Annotated in this window: 17 protein-coding genes; 4 read left to right on the forward strand and 13 right to left on the reverse strand. The window is 66.9% G+C overall.

The window, feature by feature from the left end; genetic code table 11:
• Window positions 1-32: 32 nt before the first annotated feature.
• Window positions 33-1,247 (forward strand): multidrug effflux MFS transporter, encoded by a 1,215-nt coding sequence (locus tag LOY33_RS11320; RefSeq protein WP_054914425.1) that lies wholly within the window; start codon window positions 33-35, stop codon window positions 1,245-1,247.
• Window positions 1,248-1,263: 16 nt separating this feature from the next.
• A complete protein-coding gene (locus LOY33_RS11325; RefSeq protein ID WP_088515091.1) occupies window positions 1,264-1,845 on the forward strand; it encodes a TetR/AcrR family transcriptional regulator in 582 nt (193 codons plus the stop codon).
• Window positions 1,846-1,931: 86 nt separating this feature from the next.
• On the opposite strand, the gene LOY33_RS11330 is transcribed toward LOY33_RS11325, so the two are convergent.
• Both LOY33_RS11330 and LOY33_RS11335 read right to left on the reverse strand, forming a co-directional pair.
• A complete protein-coding gene (locus LOY33_RS11330; RefSeq protein ID WP_100632703.1) occupies window positions 1,932-2,297 on the reverse strand; it encodes a cupin domain-containing protein in 366 nt (121 codons plus the stop codon).
• A gap of 36 nt (window positions 2,298-2,333) precedes the next feature.
• Window positions 2,334-3,632 carry an FAD-binding oxidoreductase gene (locus LOY33_RS11335; RefSeq protein WP_043860067.1) on the reverse strand — a complete coding sequence of 433 codons (1,299 nt, stop codon included), beginning with the start codon at window positions 3,630-3,632 and terminating at the stop codon, window positions 2,334-2,336.
• Between the two features lie 179 nt (window positions 3,633-3,811).
• Here LOY33_RS11335 and hpaR point away from each other — a divergent pair, with 179 nt between their 5' ends.
• Window positions 3,812-4,234 carry a homoprotocatechuate degradation operon regulator HpaR gene (hpaR, locus tag LOY33_RS11340; protein ID WP_043860068.1) on the forward strand — a complete coding sequence of 141 codons (423 nt, stop codon included), beginning with the start codon at window positions 3,812-3,814 and terminating at the stop codon, window positions 4,232-4,234.
• A gap of 81 nt (window positions 4,235-4,315) precedes the next feature.
• Here the strand turns inward: hpaR and hpaI are convergent, their stop codons facing one another.
• From hpaI to LOY33_RS11380, 8 genes are all read right to left on the reverse strand, one after another.
• Window positions 4,316-5,119 (reverse strand): 4-hydroxy-2-oxoheptanedioate aldolase, encoded by an 804-nt coding sequence (hpaI, locus tag LOY33_RS11345; RefSeq protein WP_258662653.1) that lies wholly within the window; start codon window positions 5,117-5,119, stop codon window positions 4,316-4,318.
• Window positions 5,120-5,134: 15 nt separating this feature from the next.
• Window positions 5,135-5,938, reverse strand: a complete 804-nt coding sequence (hpaH, locus tag LOY33_RS11350) for a 2-oxo-hept-4-ene-1,7-dioate hydratase (RefSeq protein WP_043860070.1) — start codon at window positions 5,936-5,938, stop codon at window positions 5,135-5,137.
• A gap of 12 nt (window positions 5,939-5,950) precedes the next feature.
• Window positions 5,951-7,255, reverse strand: coding sequence for an MFS transporter (locus LOY33_RS11355; RefSeq protein ID WP_043860071.1), 1,305 nt, complete (start codon window positions 7,253-7,255; stop codon window positions 5,951-5,953).
• A 50-nt stretch (window positions 7,256-7,305) separates the two neighbouring features.
• The gene (locus LOY33_RS11360; protein ID WP_043860072.1) at window positions 7,306-7,701 is read right to left on the reverse strand and encodes a 5-carboxymethyl-2-hydroxymuconate Delta-isomerase; all 396 of its coding nucleotides are present in this window, start codon (window positions 7,699-7,701) and stop codon (window positions 7,306-7,308) included.
• 19 nt (window positions 7,702-7,720) lie between these two features.
• Window positions 7,721-8,578, reverse strand: coding sequence for a 3,4-dihydroxyphenylacetate 2,3-dioxygenase (hpaD, locus tag LOY33_RS11365; protein ID WP_258662656.1), 858 nt, complete (start codon window positions 8,576-8,578; stop codon window positions 7,721-7,723).
• Window positions 8,579-8,697: 119 nt separating this feature from the next.
• On the reverse strand, window positions 8,698-10,158 hold the full coding sequence (gene hpaE / locus LOY33_RS11370) for a 5-carboxymethyl-2-hydroxymuconate semialdehyde dehydrogenase (RefSeq protein ID WP_213607521.1): 1,461 nt from the start codon (window positions 10,156-10,158) through the stop codon (window positions 8,698-8,700).
• A 5-nt stretch (window positions 10,159-10,163) separates the two neighbouring features.
• Entirely contained in the window at window positions 10,164-10,937 is a 774-nt protein-coding gene (locus tag LOY33_RS11375; RefSeq protein ID WP_054914429.1) for a fumarylacetoacetate hydrolase family protein, read from the reverse strand.
• The gene (locus tag LOY33_RS11380; protein ID WP_043860075.1) at window positions 10,937-11,608 is read right to left on the reverse strand and encodes a fumarylacetoacetate hydrolase family protein; all 672 of its coding nucleotides are present in this window, start codon (window positions 11,606-11,608) and stop codon (window positions 10,937-10,939) included. The genes LOY33_RS11375 and LOY33_RS11380 overlap by 1 nt, the downstream gene beginning before the upstream one ends.
• Window positions 11,609-11,759: 151 nt before the next feature.
• Between LOY33_RS11380 and hpaA the strand changes: the two genes are divergently transcribed.
• Complete coding sequence (gene hpaA / locus LOY33_RS11385; RefSeq protein WP_043860076.1) at window positions 11,760-12,662, forward strand: 4-hydroxyphenylacetate catabolism regulatory protein HpaA; 903 nt, start codon at window positions 11,760-11,762, stop codon at window positions 12,660-12,662.
• Between the two features lie 118 nt (window positions 12,663-12,780).
• Here hpaA and LOY33_RS11390 read toward each other — a convergent pair whose 3' ends face one another.
• The 3 genes from LOY33_RS11390 to LOY33_RS11400 are packed head-to-tail and all read right to left on the reverse strand — an operon-like array spanning window position 12,781 to window position 16,794.
• Window positions 12,781-14,355, reverse strand: a complete 1,575-nt coding sequence (locus LOY33_RS11390) for an ABC transporter substrate-binding protein (protein ID WP_258662658.1) — start codon at window positions 14,353-14,355, stop codon at window positions 12,781-12,783.
• Window positions 14,356-14,358: 3 nt separating this feature from the next.
• Window positions 14,359-15,555 carry an LLM class flavin-dependent oxidoreductase gene (locus LOY33_RS11395; protein WP_258662659.1) on the reverse strand — a complete coding sequence of 399 codons (1,197 nt, stop codon included), beginning with the start codon at window positions 15,553-15,555 and terminating at the stop codon, window positions 14,359-14,361.
• A 15-nt stretch (window positions 15,556-15,570) separates the two neighbouring features.
• Window positions 15,571-16,794: a lipase family protein gene (locus tag LOY33_RS11400; RefSeq protein ID WP_258662660.1), complete on the reverse strand. Its 1,224-nt coding sequence runs from the start codon at window positions 16,792-16,794 to the stop codon at window positions 15,571-15,573.
• Between the last annotated feature and the right edge of the window lie 68 nt (window positions 16,795-16,862).

Consider the following 16,862-nt stretch of genomic DNA (forward strand, 5'->3'; position numbering starts at 1 on the left):
CCAGACCTGTGACCTTTTTGTGGATTCGAGCTATGCACACCCCGCAGTCCCCCCACGTGAAATTTGCCGTGTCCCTGGCGCTGATCGGCGCCCTGGGGCCGTCGGCCATCGACATGTACCTGGCCAGCATGCCGAGCATCGCCGCCGAGTACGGCGCGACCTATGCCGGGGTGCAACTGACGCTGACGGTGTTTCTGCTGGCCATGGGCGCCGGTCAATTGCTGTTCGGCCCGCTGGTCGACACCCTGGGCCGGCGCCGGCCGCTGCTGGCCGGGCTGCTGGTGTTCGTGCTCAGTTCGCTGGCCGCAGCCCAGGCGCCCAGCCTCGAAACACTGCTGGCGGCGCGCTTTGTCCAGGGCCTGGGCAGTGCGCTGACCCTGGTGGTGATCATGAGCATGGTCCGCGATGTGGCCGAAGGGGCGCGCGCCGCGCAGATCTTCGCCCTGCTGATGACCGTCGAGGGCCTGGCGCCGGTGCTCGCACCGGCGGTGGGCGGTTTTGTGGGGGCGCACCTTGGCTGGCGCGCGATCATGTTCACCCTGGCCGGGCTCGGCGTGCTGGTGCTGTTGAACTCGGCCTGGGTGCTCAAGGAAACCCTGGCCGCCGACAAGCGCCAGCCCTGGCAGCCGCGGGACATCCTGCGCACCTACCTGCGCATCGGCAGCGATGGCCAGTTCCTGCGCCCGGCGCTGGCGCTGGCGGCGGTGTTCTTCTTTCTGTTTGCCTACATCGGCGGTGCGGCGTTCGTCTACCAGACCCACTTCGGCCTGTCGGTGCAAGCCTTCGGCACGCTGTTCGGCGCCACCGGGGTGGCAATTCTGCTCGGCGCCATCGCGGCGGGTCGGCTGGTGGCGCGCAAGGGCCTGCTGCGCCTGGCCAAGGCCGGTGCGGGGTGCCTGCTGATCGGTTCCCTGGTGGTACTGGCAGGGGCCCTGAGCGCGGCGGGGCTGGCCGGCATCGTTGCCGGCATGGCGCTGGCGATGTTCGGCCTGGGCATTCTCGAGGCCACGCTGATGTCGCTGGTGATGTCTTCGCAAAGCCGTGCGCTGGGCTCCACGGCGGCGTTGCTGGGCGCCTTCCAGTTGATCATTTCGTCGTTCGCCACGCCGTTGTCGGGCATCATGGCGCCTTTGGGCGCGGCGCACTGGGCGTCGCTGCTGGTGATTTCGGGTGTTGTCGTGGCGCTGCTGGTGCGGGCCTGCACCCGGCACGCGCCGGTCGAGGCGAGCAGCCTGGCCGGGCATTGATACGGGAGAACCCTGCATGAGAACCCTCACGCCTTCGGCGCAGAAGGTCTGCGCGATCGCGGTCGAGCAGTTTGCCGAGCATGGCTACGATGCCGCCTCGCTCAACGACATCGCGGCGGCGGCCGGCATGCGCAAGCCGTCGCTGTATGCGCACTTCAGCAGCAAGGACGACCTGTTCGAGGCGGTGTTCGAGCGTGCGGTGGAGGCCGAGCGGCTGTATGTGGAGCAGTGCTTTGCGCAGTGCGACGACGCGTTGCCGGGGGCCGGCTATGCCCACTGCCTGGGTGAGCGCTATCAGCAGTCGGCGCACCTGCGGTTTCTGCTGCGTACCGCGTTCTTTCCGCCGGCGGCGCTGCGGCCGATCATCTCGGCAGGCTTCGAGGGGTACCTGGCGCGGCTGGGCGAGGTGTTCGAGCAGGCGCTGGGCACGTGCCTGCCGCAGGTGCCGGTGGCGCGCCGGGGGGTGTATGTGGACGCGTACCTGGGGGTGGTGGACAGCCTGAATGTAGAGCTGATCTATGCCGGGCCGCAGGCGTACGCGCGGCGGTTGCGGGCGATGTGGGTGGTGTTCGGGGATGCTTTGAACGCAGCCGGATAAATCGTGGTGCCCTCATCGCGGGTCAAGCCCGCTCCCACAGGATCACAACAACCTGTGGGAGCGGGCTTGACCCGCGAAGAGGCCCGTCAGGCCACCGCCAGGTAATGCTTCACGAAGCTCTCGCTCAGCACCTCCCACAGCACCGGCGTGCCCTTGGTCACGAACCAGCTGTCGCCCACCTTGTACAGCGTGCTCTGCCCGGTGCTTTCATCGGTCAGGCGCACTTGGCCGGTCATCACCGTGGCCTGCTCGTTGAACGGATAGACCATGCGGAACCTGCCCTGGGTGGTACCGAAGTAGGCGCTGCTGAGCGCGTCGGTCGGCGCGCCGAAGGTCATCTTGCCGAAGGCACGCACCTCGCCTTCGAGAATCTCCGAGCCCAGGTCGGCAACGGTGCCCCAGGCGTCGAGTTCGCCGAGCTGGATGTTGTGCTTGAGTGCAGTCAGGGTCATGGCAGTGTTCCTTGAACAGTGGAAAAAAAGGGGGGGTCAGCGCCGGCCATTCCAGTACCCCGACAGCTGGTGCCAGGATTTGCCGGCCGTGAGCAGCAGCGGGCGGATATGGTCCTTGCCGACAATCGTCGGGCGCGGGATCGAACTGACCAGGTCATAGCGGGCCGAGCCTTCGCTCATGCCTTCGGCCAGCACCTTGCAGATGATGTGGCTGGGCGTCACGCCGAACCCGGAGTAGCCCTGCACGTAGAACGCATTGCTGCGCCCGGGCAGGGTGCCGACCTGCGGGAACAGGTTGGGGCTGCAGGCCATCGGGCCGCCCCAGGCCAGGTCGATCTTCACGTCCTTCAGGTACGGGAAGATCTTCAACATCAAAGCCCGGTTCCAGGCCTTGAGGTCGCGGGGGATATGCTCCACCAGCGGCGTCGCGGCGCCGAACAGCAGACGGTTCTCGTTGGTCACGCGGTAGTAATCGATCACCGGGCGAATGTCGCTGTAGGCGCCGCGAATCGGGCTGATGCGCCGGATCAGCTCCTCTGGCAGCGGCTCGGTCATCATCTGGAAGGCGTAGGTGTTGATGGTGGAGCGGTGCAGTTCGGGTTCAAGCCTGTTGAGAAAGCTGTCGCAGGCCCACAGCAGCTTGCTGGCGCGTACCGAGCCGCGGCCGGTGCGCACGGTGATGCGCTCGCCGTACTGCACCTGCAGCGCCGGGCTGTTCTCGAAGATGCGCACGCCATGCCCGGCCACGGCCTTGGCCTCGCCCAGCAGCAGGTTGAGCGAGTGCACATGCCCGCCGCCCATGTGCAGCAGGGCGCTGCCGTAGGCGTTGGAGCCTATGATCTGGCTGACCTCGCTGCCGCCCAGAAAGCGGATCTCGTGCTGGGAATTCACCGACTTGAAGTCTTTCTCCCAGGCGCGCAGGGTTTTCTCCTGGCGGGCATTGAAGCCCATGTAGCCATAGCCGTGGCAGAAGTCGGCATCGATGGCGTACCGGGCGATGCGCTGCTTGATGATGTCGGCGCCCAGGTCGCTGATCTCGAAGATCTGGCGCAGGCCATCTTCGCCCACGGCTGATTTGATCTTTTCAAGGTCGTGGCCGATGCCGGCCATGATCTGCCCGCCGTTGCGCCCGGTGCCGCCAAAGCCCAGGTAGCGGGCCTCGAGCACGACGATGTTGGTGATGCCCTTTTCGGCCAGCTCCAGCGCCGTGTTGATGCCGGAAAACCCGCCGCCGATGATGACCACGTCCGCGTCTTCATCGTGTTCCAGGGTCGGGAAGCTCAGGTTGTATTTCTTGGTTGCCGTGTAGTAGGTCGGCGTTTCGATCGTGATCATGGCGCAGCCTGAAAAGTGGAGGAGCTTTCGAGGCCTATTAGGGGGCTTGGCGGGGTGGCGTGTCTTGATCCTGCGTGCCGCATGCCTTGACCGCGGGTGCCAGCGCTGCGCAGGCGGGTAGGTGGCCGCCGGCTTCTTTGTTAAAGTGTTAACAAATAACCTGATGACCGTAGCCTTCCATGTCCAAACCTCGTGTTTCGCTGACTCTTACCTTGTTGCAAGCCCGCGAGGCGGCAATGAGCTTCTTCCGCCCCTCGCTCAACCAGCATGGCCTGACCGAGCAGCAGTGGCGGGTCATTCGTATTCTCAGCCAGCAGGGCGAGCTGGAGATCTACCGGCTGGCCGAACAGGCGTGCATCCTCAAGCCGAGCATGACCGGCGTGCTGGTGCGCATGGAGGCGGCGGGGCTGGTGTGCCGGCGCAAGGCCGAGCAGGACCAGCGGCGGGTGCTGGTCAAGCTGGCGGACAAGGGCGTGGCGTGTTTCGACTCCATGAGCCAGAGCATGGAGGCCAACTACCAGCAGTTGCAGGACCAGTTCGGTGAACAGAAGCTGCAGCAGTTGCTGGGGTTGCTGGAAGAACTGAAGCAAGTACGGCGCTAACTCATTCGCCGGCAAGGCCGGCTCCTGCAGGCACCGCAGCCTGTGTAGGAGCCGGCCTTGCCGGCGAAGCGGCCCGTCAGGTCAATACACCCCCCCAGCCTTGTCGACAGGTGCCGCCTCACCCTTGAACTTGACCACCAACCCCTGCAACCCGCGCATCAGCACCGTGGTATCCACCCCCACCGCCACGAACGCCGCGCCCAGTTCGATGTAGCGGCGCGCCAGCGCTTCATCGGCGCTGAGAATCCCGGCCGCCTTGCCCGCACGCTGAATCCGCACGATCGCGTCTTCGATTGCCGCCTGCACGTCAGGGTGCCCCGGATTGCCCCGGTGCCCCATCGACGCACTCAGGTCGGCCGGGCCGATGAACACCCCGTCCACCCCCTCCACGGTCGCAATCCGGTCCAGCTGCGCCAGCCCCTCGACGCTCTCGATCTGTACCAGCAGGCACATCTGCGCATCGGCCTGGTCCAGGTTGCCGGGGATGCTGTTCCAGCGCGACGCCCGCGCCAGTGCGCTGCCCACCCCGCGCACGCCCAGCGGCGGGTAGCGCATGGCGCGCACCAGCTCGCCGGCCTGGGCCGCGCTTTCCACCATCGGCACCAGCAGCGTCTGCACGCCGATGTCCAGCACCTGCTTGATCAGCGCGGTGTCGCCGATCACCGGGCGGATGATCGCCTCGCCAGGGTAGGGCGCCACCGCCTGCAGCTGCGCGAGCATGCCGCGCAGGTCGTTGGGCGCATGCTCGCCATCGATCAGCAGCCAGTCGAAGCCGGCATTGGCCGCCAGCTCCGCGCAATATGCGCTGGCCAGCCCCAGCCACAGGCCGATCTGCGGCTCGCCACTGGCCAGGCGTTGTTTGAAACGGTTCACAGGCAGGTGCATGGCAGTCTCCGAAGGTCAGACAAAACGGCAGGCGATGGAACCGAGCATGTCGTAGTCGACATGGAAGGTATCGCCGGGGTTGGCGGCCACCGGCCGGGTGAACGAACCGCCCAGGATCACCTGGCCGGCCTCCAGCGCCACGTCATACGGCGCCAGCTTGTTGGCCAGCCACGCCACGCCCTTGGCCGGGTGGTTGAGCACCGCCGCCGACACCCCGGATTCCTCGATCACGCCGTTGCGGTACAGCACCGCCGGCACCTTGCGCAGGTCGATGTCGCCCGGGCGCACCGCGCGCCCACCCATCACCACCCCGGCATTGGCGGCGTTGTCGGAGATGGTGTCGAACACCTTGCGCGTGGCGCCACTGTGCGGGTCCACCTGCTGGATGCGCGCATCGATGATCTCCAGCGCCGGGATCACCCATTCGGTGGCATCCAGTACATCGAACAGGGTCACATTGGGCCCCTTGAGCGGCTTGCCGAGGATGAACGCCAGCTCCACCTCCACCCGCGGCACGATGAAGCGTTCGAAGGGGATGTCGCTGCCTTCGTCGAAAAACATGTCGTCGAGCAGCGCGCCGAAGTCCGGCTCGGTGATGTTGGACGACACCTGCATGGCGCGCGAGGTCAGGCCGATCTTGTGCCCGACCAGCTTGCGCCCGTCCTTGATCTTTTGCGCCACCCAGGCGCGCTGGATGGCGTAGGCGTCCTCGATGCCGATGGCCGGGTGGTCGAGGGAAAACTGGCGCACCTGCTCGCGGCTGCGCTCGGCGCGGTCGAGCTGGGCGGCGGCTTGAAGGATCTGGCTAGGGTCGAGCATGTTCGGCGTCTCTTACTGGGGGTTGACGATGGCAGCCCGGGTGCGCAGCACCAGCAGGCCACCCAGGGCGATGAACAGGGCCAGCACGTACAGCGCAAGGCTGGCGCTGTGGGTGGTGTCGCGCATCCAGCCGATCAGGTAGGGCGCAAGGAACGAGGCGATGCTGCCGAACGAGCTGATCAGCGCGATACCGGCCGCCTGCGTGGTGTTGGACAGAAACGCCGGCGGCAGCTGCCAGAACATCGGCAGGGCGGCGCTGGCGCCCATGCCGGCGACGATCAGGCCGCCCAGCACCATCAGCGGGTTGCCCGGGGCCAGCCCGGCCACGGCGATGCCGAGTGCCGACATCAGCAGCGGCACGCACAGGTGCCAGCGCCGCTCGCGCTGGCGGTCGGACGAGCGCCCGCAGGCGATCATGAACAGGCAGCCGGCCAGGTAGGGGATGGCGCTGAGCAGGCCCACGCGGCCGTCGCTGCCGATACCGGCGCCGTGGATCAGGGTCGGCATCCAGAAGGCCAGGGTGTTGACCGCCAGCATCACCGCGAAGTACACCGCCACCAACAGCCATACCTGACGGTTGCGCAGGATGCCGCCGAACGAGGTGATCGACTTGCGTTGCTCTTCGCTGGCCAACTGCTCGCGCAGGTGCTGCTTCTGGCCGGCGTCCAGCCAGCTGACGTGCTCGAAGCTGTCGGGCAGGCGTTTGAGCACCACCAGGCCCAGCAGCATCACCGGGGCCCCTTCGATCAGGAACATCCACTGCCAGCCGCGCAGGCCGGCGGCGTCGTGAAACAGTTCCAGGATGCCGCCCGACAGCGGCCCGCCGATCACCCCGGCCATCGGCACGGCAATCGCGAACAGCGCGGTGATCTGGCCACGGCGCCGGGCCGGGTACCAGCGGTTGAGGTACACCAGGATGCCGGGGAAGAACCCGGCCTCGGCCACGCCCAGCAGAAAGCGCAGCACGTAGAAGCCCGAGGCCGACTCGACCCACAGCATGCCGGTGGACAGCGCGCCCCACACGATCATCAGGGTGGCGATCCAGCGCCGCGGGCCAACCCGGTCCAGGGCCATGTTGCTGGGTACGCCGAACAGCGCGTAGGCGATGAAGAACAGGCCGGCACCGAAGCCGTACACCGTGTCGCTGAAGTGCAGGTCGCTGCTCATCTGCATCTTGGCGAAGCCGATGTTGATGCGGTCCAGGTGGGCAAACAGGTAGCAGACCAGCAGCAGCGGCATCAGCCGCCAGGTGACGGTGCCGTGGGTGGAGTCGTGCTGGGCAAGGCTGGCCGATGCGGCGGTATTGGCTGTGCTCATGATCTTGTTCTTTTTGGTCAGAGGGCCGATGGGGGAGCGCAGGGCCGGGTTCAGCCCGGCTGCTGCTGGTTCAGAAACGCGTGCACGTTGTTCTGCTTGAAGTTCAGTTGCGGGTGCAGCTCGATCATTTCGAACGACAGGGCCAGCAGGCGCTGGCTCTGCAGGTCGGCAAAGTGCTCGGTGATCACCGCGAACAGGGCCTTGGCCACCTGTTCGCGGGTGGCCAGGTCGCGCCCGTGGCCGACCTTGAGGGTCATGTGCACGAAGGCGTAGTCGTGCTGCCCGTCGGCCATGCGCCAGGTGTCCAGGCGCACCGCACGGCTGCGGATGCCGCCCAGCGGGAACACGCCCGTGGCGCCCAGGCAGTGGTGGACCTTTTCGAACAGGCCGGGCAGGTCGGCCTGGGCTTGGAGGTTGTCGGTGTACTCGGCGATGAAGTGGGGCATCCTGGGCTCCTTGGCCGGGTCAGACGGGGAAGATGGCGTTGATCTGGCCGGTGCCGGAGCTGCCGAATGGCTCGGTCAGCACCTCCACCGGCCTGTCGTAGTCGGCGCCGCCAAGCAGGCCCAGCAGCATCGCGGTGTCGTGCATGCCACCTTCGCCGTAGCAGTGGCTGGCGTAGTCGGGCAGCATCGCGCAGAACTCCCTGAAGCGGCCCTGCTTCCACAGTTCCACCACGTGCAGGTCCATCTGCTTGTCGAATTCGCGGGTCCAGTTGTGGATGTTGGCCTCGGCGTTGCGGTCGTCCGAGAAGCGGTGCGAGAGCGAGCCGGAGGCCAGCACCAGCACCTTGCGGTCGCTCTTCTCGATGGCCCGGCGCACGGCGGCGCCGAACGTGAAGCTGTCTTCCAGGCGGTGCCAGGCGCACCAGGCGGCGATGGACACCACCTTGAGTCTGTCGGTGGCGGGCACGTCCATGTGCATGTAGCGCATCGGTACCAGGGTGCCGTATTCCAGCTCCAGGCTCGGGATGTTGTGGGCCAGGGTGCGCACGTCGGCGGCATTGGCCTCCTGTGCGATCAACTCGCCCAGTGCCGGCAGGCCGGGGTACTCGAAGTCCATGTTCTTGATGAAGTGCGGCAGTTCGTTGCTGGTGTAGGTGCCCTTGAAGTGCTCGCCGCAGTTGATGTGGTAGCCGCTGTTGACCAGCCAGTGCACATCGAACACCACGGCGGTGTCGGCGCCCAGTTCGCGGGCGCGGCGGCCGATCTCCTTGTGGCCGGCGATGGCGGCCTCGCGGCAACCGTGGTGCTTGCCGGGCAGTTCGGACAGGTACATCGAGGGGACGTGGCAGACTTTGGCTGCGAGGACGACTTCGCCCATGGTGGTGTACTCCTGGATCTGTTGTTCTTGTGGTGGGTCAGGGCGGGTGCTTTCGCCGGCAAGGCCGGCTCCTACAGGGGTTGTGCCGTCTGTAGGAGCCGGCCTTGCCGGCGAAGCCCTCAGAGGCCCCAGCGCGGAATGGCGTGGCTGCCCATCGACACGCACACGTTCTTGATCTCGGCAAACACCTCGAAGCTGTACTGGCCACCTTCGCGGCCGGTACCGGAGCCCTTCACCCCGCCGAACGGCTGGCGCAGGTCACGCACGTTCTGGCTGTTGATGAACACCATGCCGGCCTCGATGCCATGGGCCAGGCGATGCGCCTTGCCGATGTCCTGAGTCCAGATGTACGAGGCCAGCCCGTACTCGGTGTCGTTGGCCAGCTTCAGTGCCTCGGCCTCGTCCTTGAACGGGATCAGGCACACCACCGGGCCGAAGATCTCCTCCTGGGCGATGCGCATGCTGTTGCTCACGTCGGCAAACACCGTGGGCTGGATGAACTGCCCGCGTGCCAGGTGCGCCGGCAGGTTGGCCGGGCGCTCCAGGCCACCGGCCAGCAGGGTGGCGCCTTCCTCGATGCCGATGCGGATATAGCCGGTCACCTTGTCGTAGTGGGCCTGGGTGATCATCGAGCCGACCTGGGTCTTGGGGTCTTGCGGGTCGCCCACGATCAGGCGCCTGGCCCGCGCCGCGAACTCGGCCACGAACTGCGGGTAAACGCTCTCTTGAATGAAGATGCGGCTGCCGGCGGTGCAGCGCTCGCCGTTGAGCGAGAAGATGGTGAACAGCGCCGCGTCCAGCGCGCGCTCGAGGTCGGCGTCCTCGAAGATCAGCACCGGCGACTTGCCGCCCAGTTCCATCGAGTACTTCTTCAGGCCCGCAGTCTGCATGATCTTCTTGCCGGTGGCGGTGCCGCCGGTGAACGAAATGGCGCGTACGTCCGGGTGACGCACCAGGGCATCGCCTGCGGTGGCGCCGTAGCCCTGGATCACGTTGAGCACGCCGTTGGGGATGCCGGCCTCGACCGCCAGTCGGCCCAGTTCGTTGGCGGTCAGCGGCGACAGTTCGCTCATCTTCAGCACCGCCGTGTTGCCCAGGGCCAGGCAGGGCGCGGTCTTCCAGGTGGCGGTCATGAACGGCACGTTCCACGGCGACACCAGCGCACACACGCCGACCGGCTGGTACAGGGTGTAGTTGAGCATCTGGTCGTCGACCGGGTAGGTGTGGCCATCCATGCGCGTGCACACTTCGGCGAAGAAGTCGAAGTTGTGCGAGGCCCGCGGGATCAGCACGTTCTTGGTCTGGTGAATCGGCAGGCCGGTATCCAGGGTTTCCAGCTCGGCCAGCCGGGGCACGTTCTGCTCGATCAGCTCGCCCAGCCTGCGCATCAGCCGCGCACGCTCCCTGGCCGGGGTGCCGGCCCATTTGGGGAACGCCTCCCGGGCTGCTGCAACTGCCTGGGCAACTTCTTCGGCACCGCCGCTGGCGACTTCGCCGATGGCCTCGCCGGTGGCCGGGTTGTAGTTGACGAAGACGTCCTTGCTTTCGACCTCACGGCCATTGATCCAGTGCTTGATCATCGGGTTCATGCCTCTTGCGGGTTCAGCGCGAAGAACTCGGCTTCGCTGACAATGCGGTTGACCAGGCGGCCGACACCTTCCACTTCCACCACCACTTCATCACCCGGCACCACGTCGGCCAGGCCTTCGGGGGTGCCGGTGGCGATCATGTCGCCCGGTTGCAGGGTCATGAAGCTGGACAGGTATTCGATCAGGTAGGGGATGTCGAAGATCATGTCGCGGGTGCTGCCCTGCTGCTTGAGCTCACCGTTGATCCAGGTGCGCAGGGTGAGGTTGGACGCATCCGGTACATCGGCCACATCGACCATCCACGGGCCCACCGGGGTGGTGGCGTCGCGGTTCTTCACCCGCAGGTTGGGGCGGTAGTAGTTCTCCAGGTAGTCGCGGATCGCGTAGTCGTTGCACACCGTGTAGCCGGCCAGGTACTGCAGCGCGTCCTCGCGCCTGACGTTGCGCGCCGGCTTGCCGATCACCGCCACCAGCTCGCACTCGTAGTGCATGTACTTGACGTTGTCCGGGCGCCAGGTGACCTGGTTGTGGCCGGTGTAGGTACCGGGCGACTTGACGAAGGCCAGCGGCTCGGTGGGTGCGGCAAAGGCCAGTTCGGCGGCGTGGTCGGCGTAGTTCAGGCCCAGCGCGAACATGCTGCCGGTGGCCGGCGGCAACCACTGCACCTCGTGCTCGGCGAGCAGGCGGCCATCGGCCAGGCGCACGTTGTTGCCATCTTCCACGGTCACGGCGTGGTCCTGGCCCTGGTAACGGATACGGGCGTGTTTCATCAGCGTTGCTCCTGTTCGGCCACGATCGGGTTGGCCAGGCGGCCCAGGCCGCTGATCCGGACCTCGACCTGATCGCCTGGCAGCACGTCCACGCGGCCTTCGGGGGTGCCGGTAATCAGCACGTCGCCTGCGTGCAGAGTCATGAACTCGCTGATCTCGGCGATCAGCTGCGGGATGTTGCGCACCAGGTTGGCGGTGCTGTTGTGCTGGCGCAGTTCGCCATTGACGAACAGCTCGATGGCCAGCTGATGCGGGTCGGCCACCTGCGCGGTCGGCACCAGCTCAGGGCCGAGTACGCAGAAACCATCGCGGCACTTGGCCTTGACCGCCGGGCGGTAGTAGCTGTCTTCGGGCAGGCTGAACTCGTTGACGATGGTGTAGCCGGCCACGTGCTCCAGGGCCTGTTCGACGCTCACGCGGCTGGCGCGCTTGCCGATCACCACGCCCAGCGCCGGGCCCGGCTGCAGGCGTTCGACACCTTGCGGGTACACCACCGGGGCGCCATGGCGGTTGCGCGTGTTGGGGGTCTTGATGAACAGCACCGGCTTGACCGGGGGCTTCTGGTACGGCGCCTGTTCGAATTCGGCGAGACGCTGGTTCAGCAACCCCTGGTAGTTCAGCGCAACGCCGAACAGGGTGCCGGTGGCAACGTCGTGCAGGGCACGGCTCATGCTCTTCTCCTGGCAAGGGCAGGGCGGCAAGCACCCTGCGGGACAAATCGTTAATGTGTTAACGTTATAATTAAGATGTTAACGAAAGGCAAGCGGCGCGTGTCAGGCGTTAAGCTGCCGGCAGAACAAGAACACAGCAGGAAACCCCGTCATGAACGAACGCACGCCGATTCCCAACATCAACATCGGGCAGGTCTACGACCAGCGGTACAGCGATGCCGAGGTGCATTACGACAAGCTCGGCAACCTGGCCGGCTTTTTCGGCCGCAACATGCCGGTGCACCGCCACGACCGCTACTTTCAGGTGCATTACGTCAAGAGCGGCACGGTGCGGGTGTACCTGGATGACCAGCAGTACGTGGAGTCGGGGCCGATGTTCTTCCTTACCCCGCCGACCATCCCGCACTCGTTCGTCACCGAGCCCGACGCCGACGGCCACGTGCTGACCGTGCGCCAGCAACTGGTATGGCAACTGCTCGAAGCCGACCCTGCGCTGGCGCCTGGGCCGCAGGTGGCGCCGGCGTGCGTGGCGCTGAGCGGGCTGGAGGGACGGTTTGCCGACGAGGCGCGGCGCCTGGTGCTGCTGTTCGACGAGCTGCACCGCGAGATCAATGCCGCGCAGGTGGGCCGTGGCCCGGCGCTGGACAGCCTGACCCGGCTGATCATGCTCAGCCTGCTGCGCCTGTGCGCGCGTTCGCTGCCGGCGCGCCAGACCCGGCATGAGGACCTGCAGGTGTTCCACCGCTTCAACGAGCTGATCGAGGCGCATTACCTGGAGCACTGGCCGCTGTCGCGCTATGCGCTGGGGGTGGGGGTGACCGAGGCGCGGCTCAATGACGTGTGCCGGCGTATCGCCGACCTGCCGTCCAAGCGCCTGATCCTGGAGCGCCTGATGCAGGAAGCCAAGCGCCTGCTGCTGTTCACCGGCAGTTCGGCCAACGAGATCTGTTACAGCCTGGGCTTCAAGGACCCGGCGTACTTCAGCCGGTTTTTCCTGCGCTATGCGCAGGTGACGCCGGGCGAGTACCGCCAACGGCAGGCGGGCGTGCGCTGACATGGCATTTTTCCGTTTTTGTTGTTAGGCGCGGCAAGCGCCGCTGCCGCCATGATGGCGGTAGCGGTGTAACGGAAAAATGCCTTTTACAGGGGTGCGCTTGTACTTTTCAGAGCGCTCAGGCGGCGTTGTTCAACCACAGGTTTTCAAAACGCCAGGTGCTGAACAACGTCTGCTCCGGCGCCGCGCCGCCGACCTTGCGTGAAAACGCATCGAGCAGGTTGGCGTAGCCCCAGATCAGCAGGCCGCCCTTGTCGTACTGGATCTGCTGCGCCTGGTGGACCAGTTCGGTGCGCCTGGCCAGGTCCGGTTGGGCCATGGCCTGCAGAAACAGCTGGGTGAACTGCGGGTCGTCGAAGTGGGTCTTGTTGGCCACCGCGAACGGCGCGTCGGTGTGCATGGCGCTGGCCAGGAACGGCGCGCCGATGGTGCCGCCGGTGCTCAGCAGCCATTGGTCCTGCTGCGGGCCGTTGAAGGTGGCGCTGTCGACCTGGCGCACATCGAGGGTCACGCCGATGCGCCTGGCCTGCTCGGCCAGCACCAGCGCCGAGGCCAGCGCCGGCCCGGCGGTGGTCACCAGTTCCACCCGCAGGTGTTCCTGGCCAGCCTCGCGCAGCAGTTGCGCGGCGCGCTGCGGGTCATGGGCACGCGGGGGCAGGGCGTGGTTGAAGGTAGGGTCGAACGGGGCGTACAGGTCGTTGGCCACGCGGCCCTGACCGTTGAGGGCGCGGCGCACCAGCTCGTCGCGGTCGGCCAGCAGGCGCAGTGCCTCGCGCACCCGCGGGTCGTTGAATGGCGGCTTGCTGGTGTTCATTTCGAACGACAGCCAGTTGCCGCTGATCGACGTCACCAGGTTCAGCCGCGGGTCGCGCTCGAGCACCTGCAACTGCTCGCTGGGCATGCCGTTGGCCATGTCGATCTGCCCGGCACGCAGCGCGGCCAGGCGCGAGACCTGGTCCTTGAAGTCGATGATCTCCAGTTCATCGGCATACGGCCTGCCGGCCTTGTAGTAGTTCTCGAAGCGGCTGAACACCGAGCGCTGGCCGGGGGTGAAACTCTTGAACCGGTAGGGCCCTGCGCCGACCGGGTTGGTGACCGGGTGATAGTCCACCGGCACGATGCCGCCGAAATTCACCCAGGTTTCCGGCAGTGGCAGGAAGCTGCGGCCGTCCTTGAAACTCAGGCGCACCGTGCGGTTGTCGAGCTTGACCAGGTTGTCGCGGTCCACCCAGTGCAGCAAGGCGGCGTAGGGCGAAGCCAGCTGCGGGTCGGTGAGGCGGCGGATCGAGAAGATCAGGTCGTCGGCATCGATGGTCTTGGCGTTGTGGAATTCCAGGCCCTGGCGCAGGCGCAGGGTCCAGCTGCGCGCGTCGCTGCTGGCCTCGGCGAACTCGGCCAGGGCCAGGCGCGGCTGCATCTGCTCGTCCCATTCCCACAGTTTGCTGTACAGCGCAAAGCCGCGCACGATGCCGCTGCCGATGGGCTTGTGGGCGTCGAGGTTGCCGGTCTGGCCGCCGTCCAGGATGCCCAGGCGCAGGCGCCCGCCGTGCCGCGGCTTGGCAACCCCGGCGGCGGGGGCGGGGGCCTCATCCGGGCCGCAGCCGCTGAGCAGGCTGGTGCCCAGCAGCAGGCCGCCGCCCATGGCCAGGCCCTGGCCGATGAACTGGCGCCGGCTGTAGTGGTTGGGGTTCATGGCTCAGGCTCCTGCCGCGCGCAACTGCGCGGTGGCCTGCACGGGCCGGCTCAGCGACTGCCGTTCACCGCGAAAGTGCGGCAGGACGTGCTCGCCCAGGCGGTAGGCTTCTTCCAGGTGCGGGTAGCCGGCCAGGAAGAACAGGTCGATGCCCAGCGCGTTGTACTCGCGAATGCGCGCCACCACGTTGGCGTAGCTGCCCACCAGCGCCAGGCCCGGCGGGATGCCGATGTGGCTGAAGCCCGACCACACGTTGGGGTAGATGAAGAAATCGTCGAAGCCACGCTCGTCGTGCTCGGGCCGGTAGTCCTCCTCGTAGCTGAGCTTGCGCGCGGTACGCAGCCCTTCGTGGGCCGCCTTGGCCTTGGCGGCCCCCCTGGCCACGCCCTCGTCGAAAAAGCGCTTGGCTTCGGCCAGCGCCAGTGCCTCGGTCTCGCGGGCGATCACGTCGATCGACAGGCCGAAGCGGATGTCGCTGCGGCCGAACGTGAGCGCACGCTGGCGGATGTCGGCGATCAGCGCGGCGATCTCGTCGGGGTGCTCGGCGCGCATCAGGTAGAAGTCGGCATGCTTTGCAGCGAACTCGCGGGCGGCAATCGACGAGCCGGCCGTGCAGATCAGCGGCAGCTCGGCCTTTTTCTGCGGCCCGCGCAGGCCGCCGCCTTCGGCCTTGTAGAAGCGCCCGTCGTAGTGGAAGTGCTCCGAGTGCCAGTAGCCCTTGACCACATCCATGAACTCGGTGGCGCGGGCGTAGCGCTCGTCGTGCTCGGCCAGGTCGCCGACCTGGCGCTGGAGGGCGTCCGAGCCGCCGTTGATGATGTTCCACACCAGCCGGTTGCCGCTGGCGCGCTGGTAGGTGGCGGCCTGCTGCACCGCCACCCACGGGGTGTAGTGGTAGGGCTGGAACGCGGTGACGAACTTCAGCGTGCGGGTTTCGCGGGCCAGCAGCGAGCACACCGTCCAGGGCTCTTCGCCGGACGGCGCATTGACCATCAGCGCACCGCCGAAGCCGTTGATTTCGGCGGCCCGGGCAATCTGCCCCAGGTAGTCGATGTAGGTGAAGTGGTCACCGACCGCAAACCCCGACACCGCGCCGGTGCTGGCGCCGCCGGCATGCCAGTCGCCGCGGTTGCGCGGGTCGCCGGGCAGGAACTGGGTTTCACCGTGCAGCGGCAGGCGGGTAAAGAATTCGATGCTCATGGGCAGGCTCCTGGCTTAGTGCACGCTGGGGTTGCAGATCGGGGTGACGGGCTGGTCGCTGAACACCTTGCGCGCGAAGGGCAGCGAGTCCTTGAGCGAGGCATTGACCGTCTCGCTGTGGCCCAGGCCCTTGTACAGGTGGCCCTCGACCACCGAGCCGGCAGCGCAGGCGTCCTTCATCAGGCTGACCTGGGTGACGGCAGCGGGGGTCTTGTCCTCGGCGCCGGTGCCGATGAAGATCGGCTGCGCAAGCTTGAGCGTCGGGTAGGAGACCTGCGCCAGCCACGGCTTGAGTTGTGCGCCGTCGTTGGCCTTGCGCGTGTTGGCCGGGGTCAGCCCGGTGCCGATCACATCGGCGGTGAGCGACGCCAGGCAGGTGGTGCGAGCCTGTTCGAACAGTGGCAGGGCCTTGTCGGTGTAGAAGTCGCGCGGGTCGATGCTCGGGTCGTATTGCTGCGCGGCCAGCAGGGTGTAGAAACCGTAGGCCAGTGACGCGTCGACCTTGTTCGGGTCCTGCTCACCCACGTTGCTGGCGCCCACGGTGTAGATCACCCCGGTACCGACGCTGCCCTTCAGGCCCAGGTCCGGAGCGTAGGTGGGGGCATAGGCGGCAGAGGCGAAGGCCCCGGCGCCGCCCTGGGACTGGCCGACCACCAGCACCTTGTTGGCCAGGCCCGGCACCCCGCTGACCACGGCGCGGGCCGCATCGAGGATGCCGTAGGCGGCCATGCGGTTGTTCAGCAGCGGGTGGCCGCCGGGCACGCCCAGGCCCTGGTAGTCGGTGGCGACGATGGCATAGCCCTCGTTCAGCCAGCGCGCCAGGTACTGCACGTCGCGGTACGAGCGGCCCGACCAGGACGGCGCGCAGATGTCGGCCACGCCGACGGTGCCATGCCCCCAGGTGACCACCGGCCAGCCGCCGGCCGGGGCCTTGCCCTGGGGAATGAACAGCGCGCCGGAGACCGCGATCGGGGTCTTGCCGTCGATGCCGTCGGTGGAGCTGTAGAGAATGCGCAACTGGCTGGCCGCGCCGGGCAGGCTGAGGGTCTGCTCCAGCGGCTCGCTGCGCAGCAACCTGCCGGGGGTGGCCGGGATCGCCTGTTCCCAGTGGTAGAACGCCGAAACGCGCCCGTCGCCCTGCAGCGGGTCGGGCGTGGGGGCGTAGGTGTCGGCGGCCATGGCGGCGCAGGAGAGGGCGAGCAGGCTCAGGCCGAAGGCCACGGAGTGCGGGAATTTCATCAGGGGCTTCCTTGGGCGAAACAACGATGCCGGGTGCAGAGCGAAAGCCGTGCCAGATGCTGAAATGT

The sequence above is a fragment of the Pseudomonas sp. B21-036 genome (assembly GCF_024748925.1).
GTDB lineage: Bacteria > Pseudomonadota > Gammaproteobacteria > Pseudomonadales > Pseudomonadaceae > Aquipseudomonas > Aquipseudomonas palmensis.

What these genes read in the sequence shown, in the direction of transcription:
- LOY33_RS11395 (WP_258662659.1), bottom strand. Translation starts at nt 15,555, where the DNA reads ATGAGCATCGAATTCTTTACCCGCCTGCCGCTGCACGGTGAAACCCAG.
- hpaH (WP_043860070.1), bottom strand. Translation starts at nt 5,938, where the DNA reads ATGCTCGACCCTAGCCAGATCCTTCAAGCCGCCGCCCAGCTCGACCGC.
- LOY33_RS11390 (WP_258662658.1), bottom strand. Translation starts at nt 14,355, where the DNA reads ATGAACCCCAACCACTACAGCCGGCGCCAGTTCATCGGCCAGGGCCTG.
- LOY33_RS11400 (WP_258662660.1), bottom strand. Translation starts at nt 16,794, where the DNA reads ATGAAATTCCCGCACTCCGTGGCCTTCGGCCTGAGCCTGCTCGCCCTC.
- LOY33_RS11375 (WP_054914429.1), bottom strand. Translation starts at nt 10,937, where the DNA reads ATGAAACACGCCCGTATCCGTTACCAGGGCCAGGACCACGCCGTGACC.
- hpaA (WP_043860076.1), top strand. Translation starts at nt 11,760, where the DNA reads ATGAACGAACGCACGCCGATTCCCAACATCAACATCGGGCAGGTCTAC.
- hpaI (WP_258662653.1), bottom strand. Translation starts at nt 5,119, where the DNA reads ATGCACCTGCCTGTGAACCGTTTCAAACAACGCCTGGCCAGTGGCGAG.
- LOY33_RS11380 (WP_043860075.1), bottom strand. Translation starts at nt 11,608, where the DNA reads ATGAGCCGTGCCCTGCACGACGTTGCCACCGGCACCCTGTTCGGCGTT.
- hpaE (WP_213607521.1), bottom strand. Translation starts at nt 10,158, where the DNA reads ATGATCAAGCACTGGATCAATGGCCGTGAGGTCGAAAGCAAGGACGTC.
- LOY33_RS11325 (WP_088515091.1), top strand. Translation starts at nt 1,264, where the DNA reads ATGAGAACCCTCACGCCTTCGGCGCAGAAGGTCTGCGCGATCGCGGTC.
- LOY33_RS11330 (WP_100632703.1), bottom strand. Translation starts at nt 2,297, where the DNA reads ATGACCCTGACTGCACTCAAGCACAACATCCAGCTCGGCGAACTCGAC.
- LOY33_RS11360 (WP_043860072.1), bottom strand. Translation starts at nt 7,701, where the DNA reads ATGCCCCACTTCATCGCCGAGTACACCGACAACCTCCAAGCCCAGGCC.
- hpaR (WP_043860068.1), top strand. Translation starts at nt 3,812, where the DNA reads ATGTCCAAACCTCGTGTTTCGCTGACTCTTACCTTGTTGCAAGCCCGC.
- LOY33_RS11320 (WP_054914425.1), top strand. Translation starts at nt 33, where the DNA reads ATGCACACCCCGCAGTCCCCCCACGTGAAATTTGCCGTGTCCCTGGCG.
- hpaD (WP_258662656.1), bottom strand. Translation starts at nt 8,578, where the DNA reads ATGGGCGAAGTCGTCCTCGCAGCCAAAGTCTGCCACGTCCCCTCGATG.
- LOY33_RS11355 (WP_043860071.1), bottom strand. Translation starts at nt 7,255, where the DNA reads ATGAGCACAGCCAATACCGCCGCATCGGCCAGCCTTGCCCAGCACGAC.
- LOY33_RS11335 (WP_043860067.1), bottom strand. Translation starts at nt 3,632, where the DNA reads ATGATCACGATCGAAACGCCGACCTACTACACGGCAACCAAGAAATAC.